Origin of the sequence: Paenibacillus sp. FSL W8-0426, from assembly GCF_037969725.1 — a bacterium.
Lineage (GTDB): Bacteria > Bacillota > Bacilli > Paenibacillales > Paenibacillaceae > Paenibacillus > Paenibacillus hubeiensis.
This window is the reverse complement of sequence record NZ_CP150203.1, coordinates 4793201-4815344: the sequence shown is the minus strand read 5'-3', so window position 1 is coordinate 4815344 and position 22144 is coordinate 4793201. Positions and strand designations below refer to the sequence as shown.

The 22144-nt window shown below is 53.5% G+C and carries 16 protein-coding genes and 2 tRNA genes; 17 read left to right on the top strand and 1 reads right to left on the bottom strand.

The annotated features are described in order from the left end of the window. Positions 1–164: 164 nt before the first annotated feature. On the bottom strand, positions 165–2840 hold the full coding sequence (locus tag MKY59_RS21870; RefSeq protein WP_339273832.1) for a YhgE/Pip domain-containing protein: 2676 nt from the start codon (positions 2838–2840) through the stop codon (positions 165–167). Between the two features lie 736 nt (positions 2841–3576). Here MKY59_RS21870 and pyrR point away from each other — a divergent pair. The 17 genes from pyrR to MKY59_RS21785 all read left to right on the top strand — a co-directional run bounded on the left by pyrR (position 3577) and on the right by MKY59_RS21785 (position 22049). Next, positions 3577–4140: a bifunctional pyr operon transcriptional regulator/uracil phosphoribosyltransferase PyrR gene (gene pyrR / locus MKY59_RS21865; RefSeq protein WP_339273831.1), complete on the top strand. Its 564-nt coding sequence runs from the start codon at positions 3577–3579 to the stop codon at positions 4138–4140. Beyond that, positions 4137–5051, top strand: coding sequence for an aspartate carbamoyltransferase catalytic subunit (locus MKY59_RS21860; protein ID WP_236416597.1), 915 nt, complete (start codon positions 4137–4139; stop codon positions 5049–5051). The genes pyrR and MKY59_RS21860 overlap by 4 nt, the downstream gene beginning before the upstream one ends. Positions 5052–5173: 122 nt before the next feature. Beyond that, positions 5174–6478, top strand: a complete 1305-nt coding sequence (locus tag MKY59_RS21855) for a dihydroorotase (protein ID WP_339273830.1) — start codon at positions 5174–5176, stop codon at positions 6476–6478. A 306-nt stretch (positions 6479–6784) separates the two neighbouring features. Continuing rightward, positions 6785–7927, top strand: a complete 1143-nt coding sequence (carA, locus tag MKY59_RS21850) for a glutamine-hydrolyzing carbamoyl-phosphate synthase small subunit (protein ID WP_236416595.1) — start codon at positions 6785–6787, stop codon at positions 7925–7927. A 1-nt stretch (position 7928) separates the two neighbouring features. Beyond that, positions 7929–11147: a carbamoyl-phosphate synthase large subunit gene (gene carB / locus MKY59_RS21845; protein WP_339273829.1), complete on the top strand. Its 3219-nt coding sequence runs from the start codon at positions 7929–7931 to the stop codon at positions 11145–11147. Positions 11148–11254: 107 nt separating this feature from the next. Next, entirely contained in the window at positions 11255–11995 is a 741-nt protein-coding gene (gene pyrF / locus MKY59_RS21840) for an orotidine-5'-phosphate decarboxylase (protein WP_339273828.1), read from the top strand. Beyond that, the gene (pyrE, locus tag MKY59_RS21835) at positions 11992–12633 is read left to right on the top strand and encodes an orotate phosphoribosyltransferase (protein ID WP_236416593.1); all 642 of its coding nucleotides are present in this window, start codon (positions 11992–11994) and stop codon (positions 12631–12633) included. The genes pyrF and pyrE overlap by 4 nt, the downstream gene beginning before the upstream one ends. A 262-nt stretch (positions 12634–12895) precedes the next feature. Next, positions 12896–13843, top strand: coding sequence for an ABC transporter ATP-binding protein (locus tag MKY59_RS21830; RefSeq protein WP_339273827.1), 948 nt, complete (start codon positions 12896–12898; stop codon positions 13841–13843). Next, a complete protein-coding gene (locus tag MKY59_RS21825) occupies positions 13806–14918 on the top strand; it encodes an efflux RND transporter periplasmic adaptor subunit (protein WP_339273826.1) in 1113 nt (370 codons plus the stop codon). The genes MKY59_RS21830 and MKY59_RS21825 overlap by 38 nt, the downstream gene beginning before the upstream one ends. Further along, positions 14918–17848: an FtsX-like permease family protein gene (locus MKY59_RS21820; protein WP_339273825.1), complete on the top strand. Its 2931-nt coding sequence runs from the start codon at positions 14918–14920 to the stop codon at positions 17846–17848. Before MKY59_RS21825 ends, MKY59_RS21820 begins: the two co-directional genes overlap by 1 nt. Position 17849: 1 nt before the next feature. Beyond that, complete coding sequence (locus MKY59_RS21815) at positions 17850–18713, top strand: ABC transporter ATP-binding protein (protein WP_236416587.1); 864 nt, start codon at positions 17850–17852, stop codon at positions 18711–18713. 20 nt (positions 18714–18733) lie between these two features. Further along, on the top strand, positions 18734–20182 hold the full coding sequence (locus tag MKY59_RS21810) for an extracellular solute-binding protein (protein WP_339273824.1): 1449 nt from the start codon (positions 18734–18736) through the stop codon (positions 20180–20182). A 147-nt stretch (positions 20183–20329) separates the two neighbouring features. Continuing rightward, entirely contained in the window at positions 20330–20494 is a 165-nt protein-coding gene (locus tag MKY59_RS21805) for a hypothetical protein (RefSeq protein ID WP_236416582.1), read from the top strand. A gap of 70 nt (positions 20495–20564) precedes the next feature. Beyond that, positions 20565–20638, top strand: a tRNA-Met gene (locus MKY59_RS21800). Positions 20639–20695: 57 nt separating this feature from the next. Then, positions 20696–20769 (top strand) — tRNA-Ile (locus MKY59_RS21795). 257 nt (positions 20770–21026) lie between these two features. Then, positions 21027–21203: a hypothetical protein gene (locus MKY59_RS21790; RefSeq protein WP_236416580.1), complete on the top strand. Its 177-nt coding sequence runs from the start codon at positions 21027–21029 to the stop codon at positions 21201–21203. A 183-nt stretch (positions 21204–21386) separates the two neighbouring features. Continuing rightward, complete coding sequence (locus tag MKY59_RS21785) at positions 21387–22049, top strand: hypothetical protein (RefSeq protein WP_339273823.1); 663 nt, start codon at positions 21387–21389, stop codon at positions 22047–22049. The last annotated feature ends 95 nt before the right edge of the window (positions 22050–22144 follow it).

Sequence of the window (22144 nt, the reverse complement as noted above, 5' to 3'; positions counted from 1 at the left end):
CTTAGAAAGGGGGATCCAAAAAATCTGGGGATAACAGCGATCGGAAGATGGTACTGCACTCGCAGTGCTCTAGTGTGAATGATTAGTGCGGTTTATATAGATTAAACAAAGACCATGAATCCATGAAGGATTTATGGTCTTTGTTGTGGTTCTGCTTGATCGTCTCAAGCGATGATTTTCGTTTTTTTGGCATTCTCCGCAGATCGTCGGGTCAGGCTGCTTAGCGGCCGCTTCAACGCCAGAGCGATAACGAGGCTAATCGCGATGAATATGCATAACCACAGAATATCCTTCCACGCGGTCTCCCACAAAATGCCGCCTACAGCCTCGCGCAGCAAACTGATGGCATACGTGAACGGCATGAAAGGATTGAGGGCCTGAAAGAACGGAGAGGTCATGCTGATCGGGAACGTGCCGCCCGAACTGGAAAACTGGAATACCATGAAAATGATCGCAATGCCTTTCCCGATATTGCCGAAGACGGACAACAAGGTATACGTGATCGTGACGAAAACGGCGCTCACCAGCATGGCAAACAGCACAAACCACCATTTATCGGCCACATAGGTGCCGAGCAGCCAGATGTCGCCCAGCGTGACGCAAACGGCTTGAAGCAAACCTACCGTCAGGAATGTCGCCAGACGTCCCAGGTAGAGCTGATATCCCCTGAACTTTCCATCCGGATTTTCGGCTTCCGCCCGCAGCAGCGAAATAAGCAATGTAGATCCGACCCATAACGACAATACGCCGTAAAAAGGGGACATGGCCGAACCGTAGTTGGGAATCGGGTATAACTGGTTTTCCTTGATTTGGACCGGGCTCGCAAGAAAGGCGCTCTCTGCTTCAATGTCACCCCGCAGCAATTTGGCCAGCTCCGCAAAATGGTTGTCCCGTTCCACTTCCCTGAGCTTGTCGGCGGCCTGCCTGATGGCATGCTCCAATGCCGGCAGATCGGTGCGTACCAGTTCGGCGGCGCGTTTCACGCCTGTCTGTACTTCGGGCAGCTGGTTTTTCACAAAGTCCGCTGCTCTGCCGATTTGTTTCTCCGCCTCGGGCAGATCGTTTTGCACAAAGCGGGCAGCTTCATCCAATTTGGCTTTGACTTTGGGCAAGTCATTCCGGATGATCGGGGCCACCGCATTCAAGGCGCGAATGAATGCATTGCTCTTGCTCTGCAAGGTTTGTGAGATCTCATGGACCTTGGCTTGAATTTCCGGCAAATTCTGCTGCAGTTTTCTCAATTCACTCTGGCCAAGCGTAATGCCTTCTTTGGCTGTTGCAAGTATGCCCGCAACATCTGGTAAGGCGTCCTGCGCGGTTTGAAGGGCAGCCGCGGATGAAGATAACATCGTTCTCAAATGATCCGACCCGGCGGCCAGTGCCGGCGCGATTACATTGTCATAAGCCTTCAACGCTTCGCCGATGCCGTTTCCGACATCCCTCGATAATTCGTGCAATTGGGCGACGACGTCGGCAGGCGGGGTAGCGTTGCGCCGCAATGCGTCACTCACGATTCCGGCCAGACGAATCTGCAGCTGCAGCTTGTCCGATACCGCGTTCAGTTTGGAAATCTGGTTACTCAACGGGTGAGAGGGCAGAAAATCATTGATTTTGCTGAGCAGTGCGGACGTATTGTCCGTCATTCTAAGCGCGATCCCCAATCTTGATGCGAGATGATCCAATTCATCGGCCGTGGGCAGCTTGCTCAGGTCCGTGCTTTGCAAGCGCTCGAACACATCTCCTGCCGCATCGCTAATCTGCTGCACCAGCAGCAGGTTTTGTCTGATGGCCGGGCCAATGCTGTTCATTGCTTTTTCGCTTGAAGCGATGAATTGGTTGACTCCTTCCGTTAATGCCTTTCCGTTTTCTGCAATTTGGGCAACGTTGTCCAAATTTTGCTCCGCTGTCGTTACGATATTCAGCGCCTTGTCCGATTGCTCCAACGCAGTCTGAATGATGCTCCCCACCTTATCGAAATGCTGGTCCACATCATGCACGAAGCCAGCGGCTTTTTGAAGCTCGGGAATTCGTTCCTGGATGGCCAGAATTTCCGAGGCGGCGGATTGAATTTGAGGCCAATGCTGCTGAACCTTTACTACATATTGCGCAGCCTCGTTGATTTCCGGCAGCTTTTGCTGGAGCTCGACGATTTTCTGCGCCTTCTGCACGATCTCGGGCATCGCTTGATCCACTTCGAGAATTTTCTGACCCGCATTTTCGATTTGCGGGAGGTTGTTCTCCAGCGTAAAAATGCCATTCTCCATTTTTCGCAGCGTTGGCAACTGTTCATTGATCTGCACTCCGGCTTCTTTCAGCTTGGTGAGAACGGCCTCGCTGACGGCTTCGGTGAAATTTTCATTGATTTGAGTCGTGATTGCCGACACGCCTGAACCTGTAATTTTGGGCGCGATGGCGTTGACCTTTTCATTCACCGTATATATGACCTCCGGGCGTTCAAGCTTTCCGTCGACAATGCTGGTTATTTTGGCGGAAAAGTCTTGGGGAATCAGCAGACTGGCGTAATATTCTCCGGTCTGTACGCCGTGAGAAGCCTTCTCCTCGTCAACAAATACCCACCCGAGTTTTTTGTTTTGCTTCAGGCTCGAAATGAGCTCGTCTCCGATATTGAGCGTTTGGCCTGCGACGGACGCACCCTGATCTTCGGAGGTAACGGCGATTTTGATCCCTTGGGTATTGCTGTAGGGGTCCCAGACGGATTTGACATTAACCCAATCGTACACGCCGGGAAGCAATATGATGGCCACAATCAGAAAGATGCCGGTGGGCACCTTGAGGATGTGAAGCCAGTCTGTTTTGTAAATGTGCCAAATATTTCGCATAATGCCCTCCTGAACGTAAGTATGCAGCAAACATGAAGCAGTTCCTGTAATGGATGGAAGAATGATTGTACCATCCATCATTGTACCCGGGAAGCGTTGAAAGGGAATGATGCACATGGCGTACTTACATGTTTTACATACCCTCTTATATCGGATTCCATTCATGAGAAGTAAAGGAGTCGTGCAGCTTACCCGACTATATCCTGCCCGTTTTTCTTTTTTCGCCTGCGATGAGGAGGAATAAGAAAAGGAAACGGATTATTTTGCCTGAAAGTCTTTCCACATTTCCTATGGATAAATATGCAGGATTATTGTATAATTATTAATGATATGAGATGTGCTGTGCACGGATGTTATTCAGCCAGATTGCTGATGATAAGGGGAACGCAGCAGAATCTTTTCGCCTGCGATGGTGAGGTGTTGACAGGAGGTTTCCTTTCTGTCATAATTCATGAAGATCGACGGACATACGGTACGAAAGTGCACTGTGAGGCGCTTTACCGTATGGACGACATGAATAGCACCTTTAAATCAGTCCCGTGAGACTGGCAAGGTAACGTGAACGATACATCGTCTTTTTGCTGCGGCAAAATAGGACGGTGCATCCCGAGAGTAAACTTTCTTCAGCGCGCGCTGAAGTTCGGAGACTCCTTGCCAACGACACGGCAAGGAGTCTTTTTTGTTCTCCTCGTCACGGGGCCATGATCTGAAGGGAAATCCTGAGGAGGCTGAACGCATGAGCACAGAAACGCATGTCATTATGGATGAAACGGCGATCCGCCGCGCTTTGACACGGATTGCCCATGAGATTTTGGAAAAAAACAAAGGAATCGAAGGTTGTGTAGTTGTAGGCATTCGGACTCGCGGGGTATACCTCGCTGAACGCATTGCTGCCAAGATTGAGGAGATTGAGGGAACGAAGGTCCCCTGGGGAGAACTGGATGTGACCCCTTACCGCGATGACCGCTCGGATGAGAATAGAGCGCAGCGCAAGGAGGTCTTGAAGATGATTCCGGAGTCTCTGTCCATCCATGACAAAAAGGTCATTTTGTTCGACGATGTGCTGTATACCGGCCGCACCATTCGCGCAGCGATGGACGCCCTGATGGATTGCGGAAGGCCGCAGAACATCCAGCTGGCCGTACTCGCTGACCGCGGGCACCGGGAGCTTCCGATCCGCCCTGATTTCATCGGCAAAAACGTGCCGACGTCCAAATCGGAGGAGATCGAAGTGGCGTTGAAGGAAACGGATGGGCAGGACGAGGTCAAAATCATTCAGAACCGGGGGGAGCAAGCATGACGATTACGCAGCCAGCATTGAAGGACCGGAGTTTGCTTGGACTGAAGGATCTTGACCGGAGCGAGATCGAGTCGATTCTGAACCGGGCGGCGCACTGGGAGTCGCAGACGAACAAACTGGTGCCCGTACTGGAATCCCGATTCGTAGCCAACATGTTTTTCGAGAACAGCACGCGTACCCGCTTCTCGTTCGAAATGGCCGAGAAACGCTTGGGCGCCCAGGTGATGAACTTCACCGCAGCGGCATCCAGCGTGGAGAAGGGCGAATCGATCTACGATACGGTACGAACGCTGGAATCGATGGGCATCGACGCAGGCGTGATTCGGTTGAAACCGGCTGGCGTACTGCAGCAGCTGGCTCAAAAGGTAAATGTGCCGCTGGTTAATGCCGGAGACGGAAACAACGAACATCCGACGCAGGCGCTGCTGGATCTGTACACGATGCGCAAAACGTTCGGCGAGTTGAAAGGTTTGCGCGTATCGATTATCGGAGATATCCTTCACAGCCGGGTCGCCCGCTCAAACCTGTGGGCTTTGCAAAAATTCGGTGCGGACGTGCGCTTCTGCGCTCCGCAAACGATGCAGGCACCGGAACTGGCCGAGCACGCTCCATACGTAAGTCTGGAGGAAGCGCTGGATGCGGATGTCGTCATGATGCTGCGAGTGCAGCTGGAACGCCACCAACATGGTCTGATTACCTCGGCTGAGGATTATCGCGAACACTACGGATTGACGGAAGAACGGGCTGCCCGCCTGAAGCCGGGCACGATCATTATGCACCCTGCTCCTGTAAACCGGAACGTCGAAATCGACGATGCGGTGGTGGAGAGCGAGGCATCGCGGATTTTCCCGCAGATGGCCAATGGCGTACCGATCCGCATGGCGGTCATGGAACGCGCAATGAAGCTGTAACATCGGCAGGGGGATTGCCGGGAGGCGATGACGGACGTTCTTAGAGAGCAACGGGAGGGTACACGATAAAATATTCGCCTCGCTTGCCGAAAAGCGAGGCAGAATCGAAGCGGAGGAATATCATGATGCAAGTTATAAAAAACGCGAGCATGTTGAATCAACAAGGGGAATTGGAACGGAAAAGCATCATTATTAAAGAAGGAAAAATCGCGAAGATCGCTGATGCTGAAGATGCGGCGATCATGCAGGCGGAACGCGAAGCAGATGCAGTAACCGACGCTGCGGGCAAACTGGTCATTCCCGGCCTGATCGACATGCACGTCCATCTGCGCGAACCTGGATTCGAACATAAAGAGACGATCGAAACGGGAGCGCGCTCGGCGGCAAAAGGCGGATATACCACGATTGCTTGTATGCCGAACACCAAACCGGTTACCGATAATCCGGACACGGTGAAGCTGGTGTTGGATAAAGCGAAGGAAGCCGGATTGGTGAAGGTGCTGCCCTACGCTGCGATCACCAAAAACGAGCTCGGCCGCGAGCTTACCGATTTTGCTGCCCTGAAGGAAGCCGGAGCCATCGGATTTACCGATGATGGCGTAGGCGTGCAGAATGCCCAGATGATGAAGGACGCCATGACGCTTGCGGCAAGCATGGATATGCCTGTCATCGCTCACTGCGAAGACGACTCGCTGGTCGTGGGCGGATACGTTACGGAAGGCGAATTCTCGAAACGCCACGGCATCAAAGGCATTCCGAACGAGTCGGAAGCCATTCACGTCGGCCGCGATATTTTGCTCGCTGAGGCAACCGGAGTACACTACCATGTCTGCCATGTCAGCACAGAGCAATCGGTAAGGCTGATTCGCCTGGCGAAGTCAATCGGCATTAACGTGACTGCGGAAGTATGCCCGCACCATCTGGTGCTGTCGGACGAAGATATCCCGGGCATGGACGCGAACTGGAAAATGAATCCGCCGCTGCGCTCGCCGCGCGACGTGCAAGCATGCATCGAAGGGCTGCTGGACGGCACGATCGACATGATCGTCACGGATCATGCGCCGCACAGCGAGGACGAGAAAGCCAAAGGCATGCAGCTTGCACCGTTCGGCATCGTTGGATTCGAGACGGCATTCCCGCTGCTGTACACCAAGTTTGTGGAGACGGGACTGTGGACCCTCGATTTCCTGGTGAAACGCATGACGGCCGATCCGGCACGGGTGTTCCGCTTGGATACGGGCAAACTGGAAGAGGGAGCTCCGGCGGATATCGCGATGATCGACCTGAGCGAAGAACAAGCGGTAGATCCCGCGACGTTTGCCACAAAGGGAAGAAACACGCCGTTTACGGGTTGGAAGCTGAAAGGCTGGCCGGTACAAACATGGGTAGACGGAAAAAGCGTGTGGAGCAGCGAAATCCAGCAATAACAAGCGGTTGAGTAACTCAAATCAAATCGAGGCTGATGTAAGCCGAGATTCGAATAGATAAGAGACAAAAAGCCGAAAGCATGGCTTTGAAACAGGTGCTCAGACGGATGCACGGAGCGGACAGAAAAGACCTGAAGAAGCGAAGCGTTTGCCTTTATCACCGGATTCCAACATTCAGCAATAATTCAGAGGAATCCGGGGATAACAGCAATCGGAAGGTTTTCTGGCCGCGGAGCCGCACCAAACAAAACACCTGGTTCAACGGAAATGCATTTCGGCGGTATAACTAAAGAGGAGTGAAATGGGATGCAGGCACAGGCAAGATTATTGTTGGAAGACGGCACACTGTTCACCGGAAGAGCGTTCGGAGCTGAAGGGGAAACAACGGGTGAAGTCGTTTTTAATACGGGAATTACAGGCTACCAAGAGGTGCTGTCGGATCCTTCGTATTGCGGTCAAATTGTAACGATGACATATCCGCTGATCGGAAACTACGGCATTACGCGCGATGACTTCGAGTCGATTCGCCCGTTCGTGCACGGTTTTGTCGTGCGCCGTCATGAGCCGGTGCCTAGCAACTGGCGCGCGGAATACAGCCTGGACGATCTGTTGAAAGAGTACGGAATCGTAGGCATCAGCGACATCGATACACGCATGTTGACTCGCCGGATTCGCCACCAAGGCACGATGAAAGGAATTCTCACAACAGGATCGAAGCCTGTGGAAGAGTTGCTGGAAATGATGAAAGACACAAGCATCGCCGAACTGCGTAACCAAGTTCCCATGACCTCTACCAAACATGTTTACAGCAGCCCGGGCACGGCAGAACGGATCGTGCTGGTAGACTACGGCGCCAAAACGGGCATTCTGCGCGAGCTGAGCAAGCGCAACTGCGATGTGGTCGTTGTACCGCATGACGTGACTGCAGACGAGATTCGCCGTTTGAATCCGGACGGCATCCAGCTTTCCAACGGCCCTGGGGACCCGAAAGACGTGCCTCACGCCGTGAAAATGATTAGCGAACTGCTTGGCGAATATCCGATCTTCGGCATCTGCCTGGGTCACCAGCTCTTCGCACTGGCAGCCGGGGCGGATACCGAGAAACTGAAATTCGGCCACCGCGGCGGAAACCATCCGGTCAAAGAGCTGGAAAGCGGACGCTGCTTCATCACCTCCCAGAACCATGGTTATACCGTGAATGAAGAGTCCGTCAAGAATACCGAGCTTGAAGTGACACATATCAACAACAATGACAAAACGATTGAAGGCCTGAAACATAAAACATTCCCGGCGTTCTCGGTTCAATACCATCCGGAGGCAGCGCCAGGACCTTACGATAACAGCTATCTGTTCGACCGTTTCATTGAAATGATCCGCGAACACAAAATCAACCATCCGCAGAAACCGCGTCAAGCTGTTTTGGCAGCCGCAGTGAAAGGAGCACAATAACATGCCACTTAACAAGGACCTCAAAAAAATTCTGGTGATCGGATCCGGTCCAATCGTCATCGGGCAAGCGGCCGAGTTCGACTATGCCGGCACGCAGGCTTGCCAGGCGCTGAAAGAAGAAGGCGTGGAAGTTGTACTCATCAACAGCAACCCGGCAACGATCATGACGGATACCAACATGGCGGATAAAGTATACATCGAGCCAATCACGTTGGACTTCGTTACGCAAATCATTCGCCAAGAGCGTCCCGACGGATTGCTGCCAACGCTGGGCGGCCAAACGGGCCTGAACATGGCGGTTGAGCTGGCGCGCGCAGGAGTGCTGGAACGCGAAAACGTGAAATTGCTCGGCACGCAGCTGACTTCCATCGAAAAAGCGGAAGACCGCGACCTGTTCCGCGATCTGATGCGCGAACTGGAGCAGCCCGTGCCGGAAAGCACTATCGTTACGACATTGCAGGAGTCGCTCGACTTTGCCAACGAAATCGGATATCCGATCATCGTGCGTCCGGCATATACGCTGGGCGGAACGGGCGGCGGTATCTGTGCCACGGAAGAAGAATTGCGCGAAACGGTGGCGGCAGGTCTGCGCTACAGTCCGATTGGACAGTGTCTGGTCGAGAAAAGCATCGCCGGCATGAAAGAAGTCGAGTATGAAGTTATGCGCGACCGCAACGATAACTGCATCGTGGTCTGCAACATGGAAAACTTCGACCCGGTAGGCGTGCATACGGGCGACAGCATCGTCGTGGCGCCAAGCCAAACGTTGTCGGACCGTGAATATCAAATGCTGCGTTCCGCTTCCCTGAAAATCATCCGTGCCTTGAACATCGAAGGCGGATGTAACGTACAGTTTGCCCTTGATCCGCATAGCTTCCAATACTATGTCATCGAGGTTAACCCGCGGGTAAGCCGTTCTTCGGCCCTGGCTTCCAAAGCAACCGGCTATCCAATCGCCAAAATGGCAGCCAAAATCGCCCTTGGATACACGCTGGACGAAATCGTTAACCCGGTAACGGGCCAAACCTATGCATGCTTCGAGCCGACGCTGGACTATATCGTCAGCAAAATTCCGCGCTGGCCGTTCGATAAATTCACTTCGGCGAACCGCAAACTGGGGACCCAAATGAAAGCGACCGGTGAAGTTATGGCCATCGGCCGGACTTTTGAAGAGTCGATGCACAAAGCGATCCGTTCCCTGGAAATCGGGGTGCACCGCATTTACTTGAAGGATGCAGAGACGTTGGACGACGAAACGTTGCAAACGCGTTTGGTCAAAGCCGACGATGAGCGCATGTTCCTCATTGCCGAAGCGTTCCGCAGAGGATACAGCCTGCAGGAGCTGCAAGATCTGACCAAAATCGACTGGTGGTTCCTCGACAAGCTCGAAGGGCTTGTAAAATTCGAGGATCGCATCCGCGAAGAAGCCGAGTTGACTTCGGAAACATTGTATCAAGCGAAACGTCTGGGCTTCACGGACCGCGCCATCGCCGAGCTGCGCGCACAAGGACAACCGGGAGGCTCCCTGACGGTTGAATCCGAAGTGAGAACGCGCCGCCTGGAAGAAAACCTGCGTCCGGTCTACAAAATGGTAGATACTTGCGCAGCCGAATTCGAAGCGACGACGCCATACTACTACTCCACGTACGAGACCGAAAATGAAGTGCTGCCTTCGGACAAGAAAAAAGTGGTGGTGCTCGGTTCCGGTCCAATCCGGATCGGTCAAGGCATCGAATTCGACTACTCGACGGTACACGCCGTATGGGCGCTGCAAAAAGCAGGTTACGAGGCAGTCATCATCAATAACAATCCAGAGACCGTATCGACGGATTTCAATACATCCGACCGTCTCTACTTCGAACCGCTGTTCTTCGAAGACGTCATGAACGTGATCGAGCAGGAGCAGCCGGTGGGCGTTATCGTGCAGTTCGGCGGCCAAACGGCGATCAACCTGGCGGCACCGCTGCGTGCAGCAGGCGTAACCATCCTTGGAACGGATCTGGAAAGCATCGACGAAGCGGAAGACCGCAAAAAATTCGAGCGTCTCTTGTCCCGCCTGGACATTGCCCAGCCTAAAGGAACGACGGTTACTTCGGTGGGTGAAGCCGTTGAAGCTGCCAAAGGCCTCGGATATCCGGTATTGGTGCGTCCATCTTATGTACTGGGCGGCCGCGCGATGGAGATCGTATACTCCGATACGGAACTGCTGACTTACATGGAGCAAGCGGTGAAAATCAATCCGGAGCATCCGGTGCTGATCGACCGTTACATGCTGGGCAAAGAGGTTGAGGTGGACGCCATTTGCGACGGAGAAACGGTGCTTGTACCGGGAATCATGGAGCATATCGAGCGCGCAGGCGTTCACTCCGGCGACTCCATTGCGGTATATCCTCCGCAGCATCTGTCCGACGAGCTGAAATCCAGCATCGTGGACATCACGATCAAAATCGCCAAAGAACTGAAAACGGTCGGTCTGGTCAATATTCAGTTTGTCATCCATGATGGCCAAGTATACGTGATCGAGGTAAACCCGCGTTCCTCCCGTACCGTGCCTTTCTTGAGCAAAGTAACGAACATTCCGATGGCGAACCTGGCAACGCAAGCCATCCTGGGCGTGAAATTGAAGGACCTCGGTTACCAGGACGGACTGTGGCCTGAGTCGGACCACGTATCGGTTAAAGTTCCGGTCTTCTCCTTTGCGAAACTGCGCCGCGTGGAGCCGACGCTCGGACCGGAAATGAAATCGACGGGCGAAGTCATGGGACGCGATCCGCAATATGCCAAAGCACTGTTCAAAGGACTGATCGGAGCGGGCATGAAAATCCCGGCGACCGGTGCCATCGTTGTAACGGTGTCGGACAAAGACAAGGACGAAGCGGTGTCCCTGATGAGCGGCTTCTACCGCCTCGGTTACAAAATCATTGCTACCGGAGGGACTGCCGCTGCGCTTGAAGCGGCGAATATTCCGGTTACGACCGTCAAAAAATTGAGCGAAGGATCGCCGAACATTCTCGACATGATCCGCAGCGGCGAAGCGAACTTTGTGTTCAACACGCTGACCAAAGGCAAAACGCCTGAGCGCGACGGATTCCGCATCCGCCGCGAAGCGGTAGAGAATGGCATCGTATGTATGACATCGCTGGATACGATTCGTGCCCTGCTGAGAATGCTGGAAACGATCAACTTCTCCTCCGAAGCCATGCCGGTTTTCGCCGATTAATTGAAGAACCTGCTGATGAAGGACATCAGCCAGCCTGCGGGCTGGCGGGATGTCCTTTATATCGGGCAAAAATCGATAAAATCAACGATGCGGAAGGAGCGGGATCAATGAATCACCCGAATTACGAAACGATGGCCGGCCGCCTGATGGTGGCACTGGATTATCCCGGGCCGGAACAAGCGAAGGGCTTGATCAAGGCACTGGAAGGCATTCCGTGTTATTTGAAGGTAGGCATGCAGCTGTTCTATGCGGCAGGACCGGAATTCATCCGGGAACTGAAGGCAAAAGGGTACAAAGTATTTCTGGACGTCAAAATGCACGATATTCCGAATACCGTTCGCGGAGGTGCGGAAAGCATCACGCGCCTGGGCGTAGACATGTTCAACGTTCATGCTGCCGGAGGCGCAAGCATGATGCGCGCAGCGCGTGAAGGTGCGGAAGCCGCGCTGGCTGCGGACCCTGCCCTGCGCAGACCGGAAATCATTGCCGTGACCCAGCTGACGAGCACGAGCCAGACCGTCATGAATGATGAGATCGGCATTCCGGGTACCGTGGAAGGCACCGTGGTTCGTTATGCCGGACTGGCCAGCGAAGCAGGGCTTGACGGCGTAGTGGCATCGCCGCTCGAGGTGCCGGCCATTGGGGCGGCCTGCGGACCCGATTTCCATACCGTAACCCCTGGCATTCGCCCCGCGGGAAGCAGCCTGGGAGACCAGACGCGTGTGCTTACTCCGGGCGAGGCCATCGGGCGAGGCAGCCATTACATCGTTGTGGGCAGGCCGATTACGGGTGCTGCCGACCCGCGCGAAGCGGCAGAAACCATTTTGAAGGAGATGTTAAACGCATGATCGCACTATCCGAAATCCCGAACCACATTGCAGCACAGCTGTTGAAAATCAAAGCCGTGGCACTGCGTCCGCAGCAGCCGTTTACTTGGACATCCGGCATCAAATCGCCGATCTATTGCGATAACCGCTTGACCATGTCTTATCCGGAGATTCGCGACGATATCGCGGAAGGTTTTGCGGCGATCATCCGCGAACAGTATCCGGACGCCGAAGTGATCGCCGGAACGGCAACCGCAGGCATTCCGCATGCGGCATGGGTCGCGCAGAAGCTGAATCTGCCGATGGCTTACATTCGCGACAAAGCGAAAGGGCACGGCAAGGAAAACCTGATCGAAGGATTGATCTCCGAAGGGCAGAAGGTCGTTGTCATTGAAGACCTGATCTCCACGGGCGGAAGCTCTCTGAAAGCCGCCCAGGCTGTGAAGGAAGCAGGGGCGGAACCGCTGGCCGTGCTCGCCATTTTCAGCTATCAGCTGGATAAGGGCATCAAGGCGTTCGAAGAAGCGGGCGTTCCGCTTCAGACCCTGTCCAACTACACGGCGCTGATGGACGTGGCTTTGGCTCAGGGCACCATTCAGGAGAGCGACTTCGAGCTGCTCAAGGCATGGCGTGAAGATCCTACTTCATTTGGAAAATAATGAAACGTAAGTTCGGGAACGTTTTTCCCGCGCAACGGTTTCAAAATTGTAATAGTTGCAGCGCTGCAGCCGTTTTTGCGCTAAATTCACCAGGCATCTCCTTTAAGGGGATGCTTTTTTCGTTTTCGCATCAAAATATTAACTTTTTCGGCGAAACGTTGTAAAAAGCTTGTAACTTTTAGCCGATAGCAGTCGTTTATAATGCAGTGTAGTATGGAATAGATTTCTAGTTCAGGTTCTTACTGAAACAGGGACAGAGAGGATGAGCGTGATTGCTGGCATGAAGAAATTATTTTCCAAGATCAAACCAGCCAAAAGCCAATCAGGCGAAAAGAGTGCACTAAAGGGGGAAGAGCAGCATGATCAGGCCGAGTCGGGAGGCCAGGCATACATAACGGATTTACAGAAACCGACGGATCGTTCCGAATTCAATGGAGAGGACATAACTTCCGCTGAAGCCGAAGCTGAAGCGGCTGCCGCTGTCTCTGAACCGAAAAAAACCAAGCCTGCCAAGAAAGCGCTGCTGCCTCCCTATGACGGTCCGGTGCTTGAGGTTCGCAACGTGCATCGCAGCTTCCAGACGGGAAGCCGCATCATTCACGTGCTTAAAGGCATTGACATGGAAGTCAGACCTCAGCAGCTCGTCATGCTGAAGGGACGTTCGGGTTCCGGCAAAACTACGCTGCTGAACATGCTGGGCGGACTGGATCAGCCATCGAGCGGGGAGATTTTGTTTTCCGGGCAGCCGCTGCAGGACTGGGGGGACCGAAGAAGGACCGCATTGCGGCGCAGGGAAATCGGTTTTATTTTTCAGGCTTATGCGCTGATGCCCTTGCTGTCGGCTTGGGAAAACGTGGAGTTATCGCTGCGCATGGCCGAAGTGCCTCGTTCCGAATGGAAGGACCGGGTAGGCCATTGCTTGGATTTGGTTGGTTTGACCAAAAGGGCGAAGCATCGTCCTTTCGAAATGTCGGGAGGCGAGCAGCAGCGGGTGGCGATCGCAAAGGCGATTGCGCACAGGCCCAGGCTGCTGCTTGCGGATGAACCTACGGCCGAGCTGGATTCGAAGATGGGAGCACAGGTCATGGCCGTATTTCGCAACATTATAGAAGTAGAGCAGGTAACCATCTGCATGACAACACACGATCCTACAATTTTGGAGGTTGCGGACCATGTTTACGAAATGGCGGATGGCAGATTTCTCAAGTAAGGCTGCCGCTCCGAAAAAGGGGAAACGAACAGCGCTGATCCTGCTAGGGGTAATTGTCGCTGTATCCATGTCCGGCTGCTCTTTGCTGCCGGCCGAAAGCGAGGAGGAGGTGCTTCCTCCGATCACGCCGCCGACGATTTCCAAAAAGCCGGAATATGAGGTCCGGACGGAAACGCTGGAACGGTCGGTGAGCGGCAGCGGCAAAATGATGAGCCAGCGCGAAGAAAAGGTATATTTTACGTTGGATGGCATGCATGTCAAGGAATTGAACGTCAAGCCCGGAGATAAGGTGAAGAAAGGGCAGCTGCTGGCCGAACTTGACGTTGCGAGCGTGGAGAAGGAAATTCGCTCGAAGAAGCTGCAGATCCGCAAAGCGGAAGTGCAGATGAAGGAAACGCTGCGCAAGAAGGACGAGATGGACCCGGTCGAGTTTGAGGAGGCCACCATTGCGTTCGAGGAACTTCGGCAGGAGCTGGCCGACCTGGAAGAACAGATCGGCAAAGCGACGCTGACCGCACCGTTTGCAGGCACGGTCATTGCGGTTCAGGTGGAAAAAGGGGCGGCCGTGAAGGCGTATGATCCGATTGCCACGATTGCGGATACGTCCAATCTCGTCGTGGCCGCGACGTTTGCGAAGGAAGACCTGGAGAAGATTTCGGTAGGCATGAAGTCCACGGTGGACATCAATGGCGCGGGCAAGGTGAACGGCAAGATCAAAGTGATGCCGGTAGCCCAAAGCGCCGACTCCGGAAACAACAACTCCGGCTCGGGCGAGGGCGGAACGCCGCCGGCCAAGGAAACGCTCGACAAGTACGTCATCGTTTCGCTCGCCAAAATGCCCAAAGGGGTTGAACGCGGAACGCCGCTGACCGTATCGATTGTGACAGAGCGGACCGAGAACGCCATCGTCATCCCGATATCTGCCCTGCGGTCCATCGGTTCACGAACCTACGTGCAGGTTGTGGAAAGTGACGGCAGCAAACGCGAGGTGGATGTTGAAGTCGGGCAGCAGACCTCCACGGACGTACAGATCGTCAAAGGGCTCACCGTAGGACAGAAAGTAGTGGGACGCTAATGGGGCTGCCATTGTTACGACTGTTGTTCCGCAAAATGTGGAATACCCGCTGGATGACGTTCAGCACGCTCGTTGGTTTGATCGTGGCGGTTGCGTTCACCGTCAGCATTCCGATGTATGCCGACGGGGCGCTGAAGCGGGTCGTAGCCCAAACGCTGCAGGATAACAGCGAAGGATTGCCTGCTGGTTCCTTGCTGATGAGTTATCAGGCGCCAGGGGGAACCAAGACGGACACCCTTGGGCTGGAGGAAGTGGATCGCTACATACGCGAGGATGTGCCTCGTGATGTCGGATTTCCGTTCAACACGTACGTGAACATTCGTTCCATTCGCGGTACGGAAGTGAGTCCCGAGGATCCGACGAAAGTGGATGCCAGCCGCTCGCGCAGCATGACAATCGGCACGATGAGCGGGCTGGACCAACAGGTGAATTATTCTGCCGGCATGAAGCCGGGCAATCAGGTCAAGGATGGCCTCATCGAAGCGGCGATGCTTGAAGAGGGCATGTACCGGAACGACCTTCACGTGGGAGACATACTCGAGTACCCGATATATAGCGGGCTCGATATTACGCTGCGCGTAAAAATTACGGGCTCCTTCAAACCGGATGACGAAACCAGCCCTTACTGGGTTCAGGGTTTCGACAGCATGATGAACGGGCTGTACGTGGACGAAGCCGCATTCAATGAAGTGTTGTTGAAGGAACAAGGCATCCCGCTTCAAAATTCGCGCTGGTATTATGCATTCGATCTGAAGGAAATCCAGACCAGCCAGCTGCCCGGTTTGACGTCCATGCTGGAACGGCTGGATATCGAGCTGTACCAACGCTTGAAGGACACCAAGGTTGACATTACCTTCGGCGATCTGCTCAAGCAGTTCCGCAGCCAAAGCCTGCAGCTGCAGACGATGCTGTTTACGCTTGCGGCACCGATGATCGCCATGGTGTTCTATTTTATCGCGATGAACGCCAGGCAGTCGCTGCAGAAGCAGGAAAGCGACATTGCCGTGCTGCGAAGCCGGGGGGCTTCTGCACGGCAAATCTTCTCGCTGTACCTGCTTGAAGGCATGTTCCTTGGCGTGATCGCGCTTGTGATCGGTCCCATGTTGGGATATTTCATGGCCAAAAGCATCGGGTCTGCCAGCGGATTCCTGTCTTTCGTGGACCGGAAATCCATCCCGATCGGCGTGTCCAAGGAAGCGATTTTGCTGGGCTTGGCAGCCGTGCTGGTTGCGATCATTGCTTCATTGATCCCGGCAATCACCTATGCCAGAGCAACGATCGTGTCAGCCAAACGCCGTCAGGCACGCACGGATCGTGCGCCGGTGTGGCAGCGATGGTTTCTGGACATTGCCCTGCTTGGGCTGGCGGGATACGGTTATTATTTGTTCTATGAACGGCAGATGCTTACGTTTCAAACAGGCATGACGACAGACCAGCTGCAGGTGCAGCCGTTTCTGTTCTTTGTGCCCGCACTGGCGATATTTGCCCTGGGGCTGTTCTTTCTGCGGTTGTTCCCGTGGATTCTCAAGCTGATTCAGCTGATCGGCCGCAAGCTGCTCCCGGTACCGTTGTACCTGACCCTGACTCAGCTCTCGCGTTCGTCGGCATCGTATTATCCGCTGATGATCCTGCTTGTGCTGACGCTGGGCCTCGGCGTGTACAACTCGGCTGCTGCCCGGACCATTGACCTGAACTCTACCGAGCGGACGCTGTACCGCTATGGTACGGACGTGATCATGCAAACCGTATGGGAAGGGACGCCTGAAGTGAACCCTTCCGGCTCCGGTCCAAATGGAGGCGCCGGCGGCGGTGGAGGACAACAAGGCGGAGGCAGCGGAGGGCAGAACGGAGGCGGCGCTTCCGGCGGCAATGGTGCAGGAGGAGGCCAAGGCGGAGGAGGCGGTGGCGGTGGCGCTCAACAGCCGACCAAAGTGATATACTCCGAACCGCCATTTGAAGTGTTCCGCAGGCTGGATGGCGTTGAGGGCGCCGCCAGGGTGCTGCAAACGAAGGGCAATGTGATCGTTTCTGGCAAATCGGGAGGCCAGGGCATGCTGGTCGGCATCGACAACGTCGATTTTGCCAAGGTAGCCTGGTTCCGCAACGATCTCTTCCCGGCGCATCCGTACAAGTATCTCGATTTGCTCGGGAAGTATGAAGGCGCGGTTCTTGTATCCTCCAAGTTTGCGGACAAATACAAGCTCAAAACCGGGGACCTGGTATCGATCGGCGTTCAGGGGCAGGCCATCGAATTCGTTATTTTTGGCATTATCCCTTACTGGCCTGCCCAATACCCGGATCAGATGCCGTTCTTCATTGCGAATCTGGATTACATCTATGATCAGGTACCGCTGATTCCATATGAAGTTTGGCTGAAAATGGAACCTGATGCCAAGGTAGGCCCGTTGATGGAGAAGCTTGCAGCGGAAGGCATCGAATTGTCTTCTGTGCGCGACGTGCGCACCGAACTCGTAACCCAGGGCAAACATCCGTCCCGCGGCGGCGTTTTCGGCATTCTCAGTCTCGGTTTTCTCGTATCCGTCATCATATCCCTGATCGGATACATCCTGTATTGGTTCTTTAACCTGTCGGGACGCGTCGTGCAGTTCGGCGTCCTGCGGGCAATGGGGCTGTCGCGGGCCCAGTTGAGCGGCATGCTGCTCCTGGAGCAGGTTTTCACCGCAGGGCTGTCCATCGCCCTAGGCATCGGCATCGGTCAAGTGGCGAGCCGATTGTTCCTGCCTTTCCTGCAAACGACCGACAACGTATCTGCGCAGGTTCCGCCTTTCCGCATCGTGTTTGAAGAGAGCGACATGCTCCAGCTGTATGGCGTGACGGTAGTCATGCTGATTATTGGAGCAAGCATGCTGCTCTGGCAGATTCGCAGGCTGCGCGTACATCAGGCGGTCAAAATGGGAGAGGAGAGGTAACGTGATCCAGTGTGAAGGACTTGTTAAAATTTTTAAATCCAGCGACGTGGAAGTCGTTGCCCTTCAAGGTCTGAATTTGACGGTGAACCCGGGAGAGATGATGGCGATCATCGGAAATAGCGGAAGCGGAAAATCGACGCTGCTCAACATTCTCGGCGGCCTTGACCGGCCGACAGCCGGTACAGCCATCGTCGGCGACTGGGATTTGCTGAAAATGACGGATGCGCAGCTCGTGGAATACAAAAGGCATACCGTCGGATTTATTTGGCAGAACAACGGCCGCAATCTGCTGCCGTATCTTACGGCCCTGGAAAACGTGGAAACGCCGATGATTCTAGGTGGAAAGCGGGATCGCGCATACGCCAAACAGCTGCTGGAATGGGTCGGGCTCAAGGATCGGATGCATAACAAGCTCCATCAATTGTCGGGTGGGGAGCAGCAGCGGGTTGCGATTGCGATTTCATTGTCCAATCGGCCGAAGCTGCTGCTCGCCGACGAGCCGACCGGTTCGGTCGATTCCGAGACATCGGATACGATCATGAATATTTTTCGCAAAATGAACAAGGAATTAGGCGTCACCATCGTGATCGTAACGCATGACCTGACGCTTGCGGGCAAGGTCGACCGGATCGTTGCCATTCGTGACGGATTAACGAGTACCGAATTTGTGAAACGCAACGAAAATCTGGATGACGAGCATAACTTGCCTGGCTCGGGAACGCCGAGCATTCATGAAGCTTTTGTCATTATTGACCGGGCCGGGCGGCTTCAGGTACCGAAGGAATACCTCGAGGCGTTATCGATCGACAACCGGGCGACGTTGGAATTTGACGGCGAGCGTATCGTGATTACGCCGCCAAGATAATCATGAGGGGGAATTGGGGAATGAAAATGTGGGGAAAACGTGTGCTGGGCATATTGGCTACAGCCAGTCTTGCATTGCCGCTGCTTGCAGGTTGCACGGCAAGCGAATCGAAGGACAACGAGCAGCGCGTATTGCGTGTGGCCACCTTGTGGGGCAATACAGACGATAGCTATTTTCGCCAGCAGTTTACGGATGCCTTTGAGCTGACACATCCGAATATTACGATTGAGGTTGTACCAGCCGTTGAGCAGGGCAGCATGTACGGTTACGGCAACACGGATGAGCAGCAGGAAGTTCCGGATACGATGGAGAGCATCAAAAAAATCATGACCGGAGACAATCCGGTGGACGTGGTTGTGGCCGATACGTCAACGATCAGGTCGTTGATCCAGGAGAACATGCTGAAACAACTTGATCCGCTTATGCAAGAGGATAAGTTCGACACGAGCGATATCGTACCGAGCGTGCTGGAGGGCATCAAAGACATCGGAGATCAGAGCATCTATGCGTTGACGCCAACGTTTTCCTCGTCCGCCCTCTTCTACAATAAGGCGATCTTCCAGAAGGCAGGCGTAGAGCCGCCGACGGATAACATGACTTGGGACGACATCTTTAACCTGGCGACTCGCGTTACCAGCGGCGAAGGCAAGGACCATGTGTTTGGATTTGCGTTCAGCACATGGCAAGGAGGATCGCCCTACTATTCGATGCAACAGTACTATAGCGCGCTTCAACTGAAAATTTTCGACGATAAGGCGGAGAAAATGACGGTCGATTCGCCTCAGTGGGAAAAAGTATGGAGCAAGATCAGCAAGCTCGCCATTGACAAGGTTACCCCGAAAGGGGATGAGCAGATGGACCAAAGCAGTGGCGAAAGATACAACCCGCTGCAGGGCGATCTGTTCCTCAGCAGCAAAACAGCCATGGCTTTAGGCGATTATAGTTACATCAACCAGTTGATCGATGCCAACAAAAACGCCGATAAAATGGAAGGGTTCACGAAAGTGGATTGGGAGGTCGTCACACCGCCCGTGCATCCCGAAGCGCCAGGAATCGGCGGCAACATCTATCTCAGCAATTTGATGGCGATCAACAGTTCGGCGCAAAATCCGGATGATGCCTGGGAACTGATCAAATACATGAACAGCGAGGATTGGGCAAAAATCAAAGCGCGCAGCGCCTATGAGATGGTTTCCCGCAAGAGTTTCATCAAGCCGAAGGACGGTATGGATTACAACATTCAGGCCTTCTACACGTTGAAGCCGATTCCGCCGACCAATACGAATCTGGACAAAATGTACCAGAAGATGCCGAATCTGTGGCAAGTTAGCGATAAAGGCATGGAGTACTTCAACCAAGTGCTGGAGAACAAAAAAACACCGAAGGAAGCACTTGCCGAATGGGCTGCTAAGGGTAACGAAATGCTGGCAAAGTTGAAAAAGGACCCAAAAGCGACATTTAACCCATAAGAAGTCATGTTGTGATTTGCTTCATCCTGAAGCTGCCGGAGATTTGGTCTCCGGCAGCTTTTTTTGACTTTAAGCATGCAGGATATAAAATTGGAGCAAGCGGGGTATTCTACATATTGAGCAATGGATTGGAAAGGAGGGTGACCTATGCATTGGATATATTTTAGCAAGCTTTACGCCACCAAATTTCAAGCAGGCTGTTTGGCCAAGCGGCTTGAACATGATGGTTGGTTATATGGATACAGCGACCCGTCAGAGATCGAGATTTTCCGTTCCAAAAAAGGGAGATATGGTGTTCGATTTATTCCCTGACATTACCCCTTGACGTATAGGATATAAATGGTGTATATTAATTAAGTCGCTATTTTGATTTTTTTACTGACGCGGGGTGGAGCAGCCCGGTAGCTCGTCGGGCTCATAACCCGAAGGCCGCAGGTTCAAATCCTGCCCCCGCAATCAAGTTTCACTCGATGTTTAAACAGCCATCATGTGAACGTTATACTTTTTTGGTGAGGGTCCTTAGCTCAGTTGGTTAGAGCGGTCGGCTCATAACCGATTGGTCACAGGTTCGAGTCCTGTAGGACCCATTTCCTCAAAGCCCTTGCGCAGCAAGGGTTTTTTTCTGTCTACTAACATATCTTCCTGGATCTGCTTTTCGTCATTATACCGAACGTTCCCTCACGCGATACCCTTATTTTCCGTATTCTGTGATTGTCCATAGCTTTCTCGAATCTAGCATATATTATTATCATCCTAAGCAATTGCATGGAATATGAAACCGATATGAAACTTATGTCGTATATATATAGAATAAAAATCCAAATAGGAAAGAGGCAGGGGCATCGTGAAAAAAATGTTAGCGATTATGATTTATCCTTTCGCCATGATTATGGGAGCATTGGCCGGAGGAACGGCTGAGCTCGGAAGCCCGGAAGGCATCCGGTTTATGCGGGACGTCACAACAGATCGGAGCTATGACGGACAAGAGATATATGATAGAATTGAGCATAGAAAAGCATAATTACATATCAACCTGAACTGTAAAGGCAATGGGATTGAGGCATTTTCTCGGCTTGCGGACCATTGCTCTTGAAGGAGTTGCAGTACGTGACCCAATCGGCGCGTGCTTGCCTTTAAGCCGGTTCGTACCTCTTTATGGGGTATGAACCGGCTTTTTAATGACGAAGAATGGGGGGAGTTGGGCTTGAAAATTGTCATCGGTCAACCGAAGCTTGAGGATGGGCTTCTGCAGTTGGAAAAGGAGCTCATGGACAACGATGCGGATATTTTGCTGTTTCCGGAGGGGTATTTGAACCAGAACGTGGACCAAGCACGTGAGCTGGCGGCAAGGTACGGAACCATGATCGTGTCCGGACATCGCAGGCTGAATGAACGTCCGAAGGATCGTTCCATCGTCATTGACCCAAAAGGCAAGATCGTGTTGGAAAAGGCGAAATATACGCCAGCTGAGGCCGTAGAGGAGCAAGGATGGAGGATCAGTACATTGCTATGCGATGAGCTGGTGCTTCAGGGGTTTGAGAATGAAGAAATAGGGAAGGTGGACATCCTGATGCATTCCATCGGGGTGGGCTTGTTCAGTGAAGAGCAGTATGAAGAATGGCTGGAAGCCGCTCGCGGCATTGCGGTGAAGAACAGATGCCTCGTTATGGGGTCAAGCCATGGAGACGGCTTCTATCGCGATTCTGAAGTGTCCATCCCGATCGCGTATTGCATTGCTCCGGATGGGACGGTGCTGTTGGCCGCTCGAAACGATACGCGTACTCGCACGGTCATTCTAAACAGCGATGGAGGAAGAGGTCGGATCCGGACGGGAACCGGCAAGCAAGCAGATGTCGTCGTGGAGTAGCGAGACAAACTCCTTGATTTTGGGCGCTGTAGATTGGGATATGGCCCGGTCATTCCAATTGAATTCGCATATCTTATGGCATACCTTGAAATTCA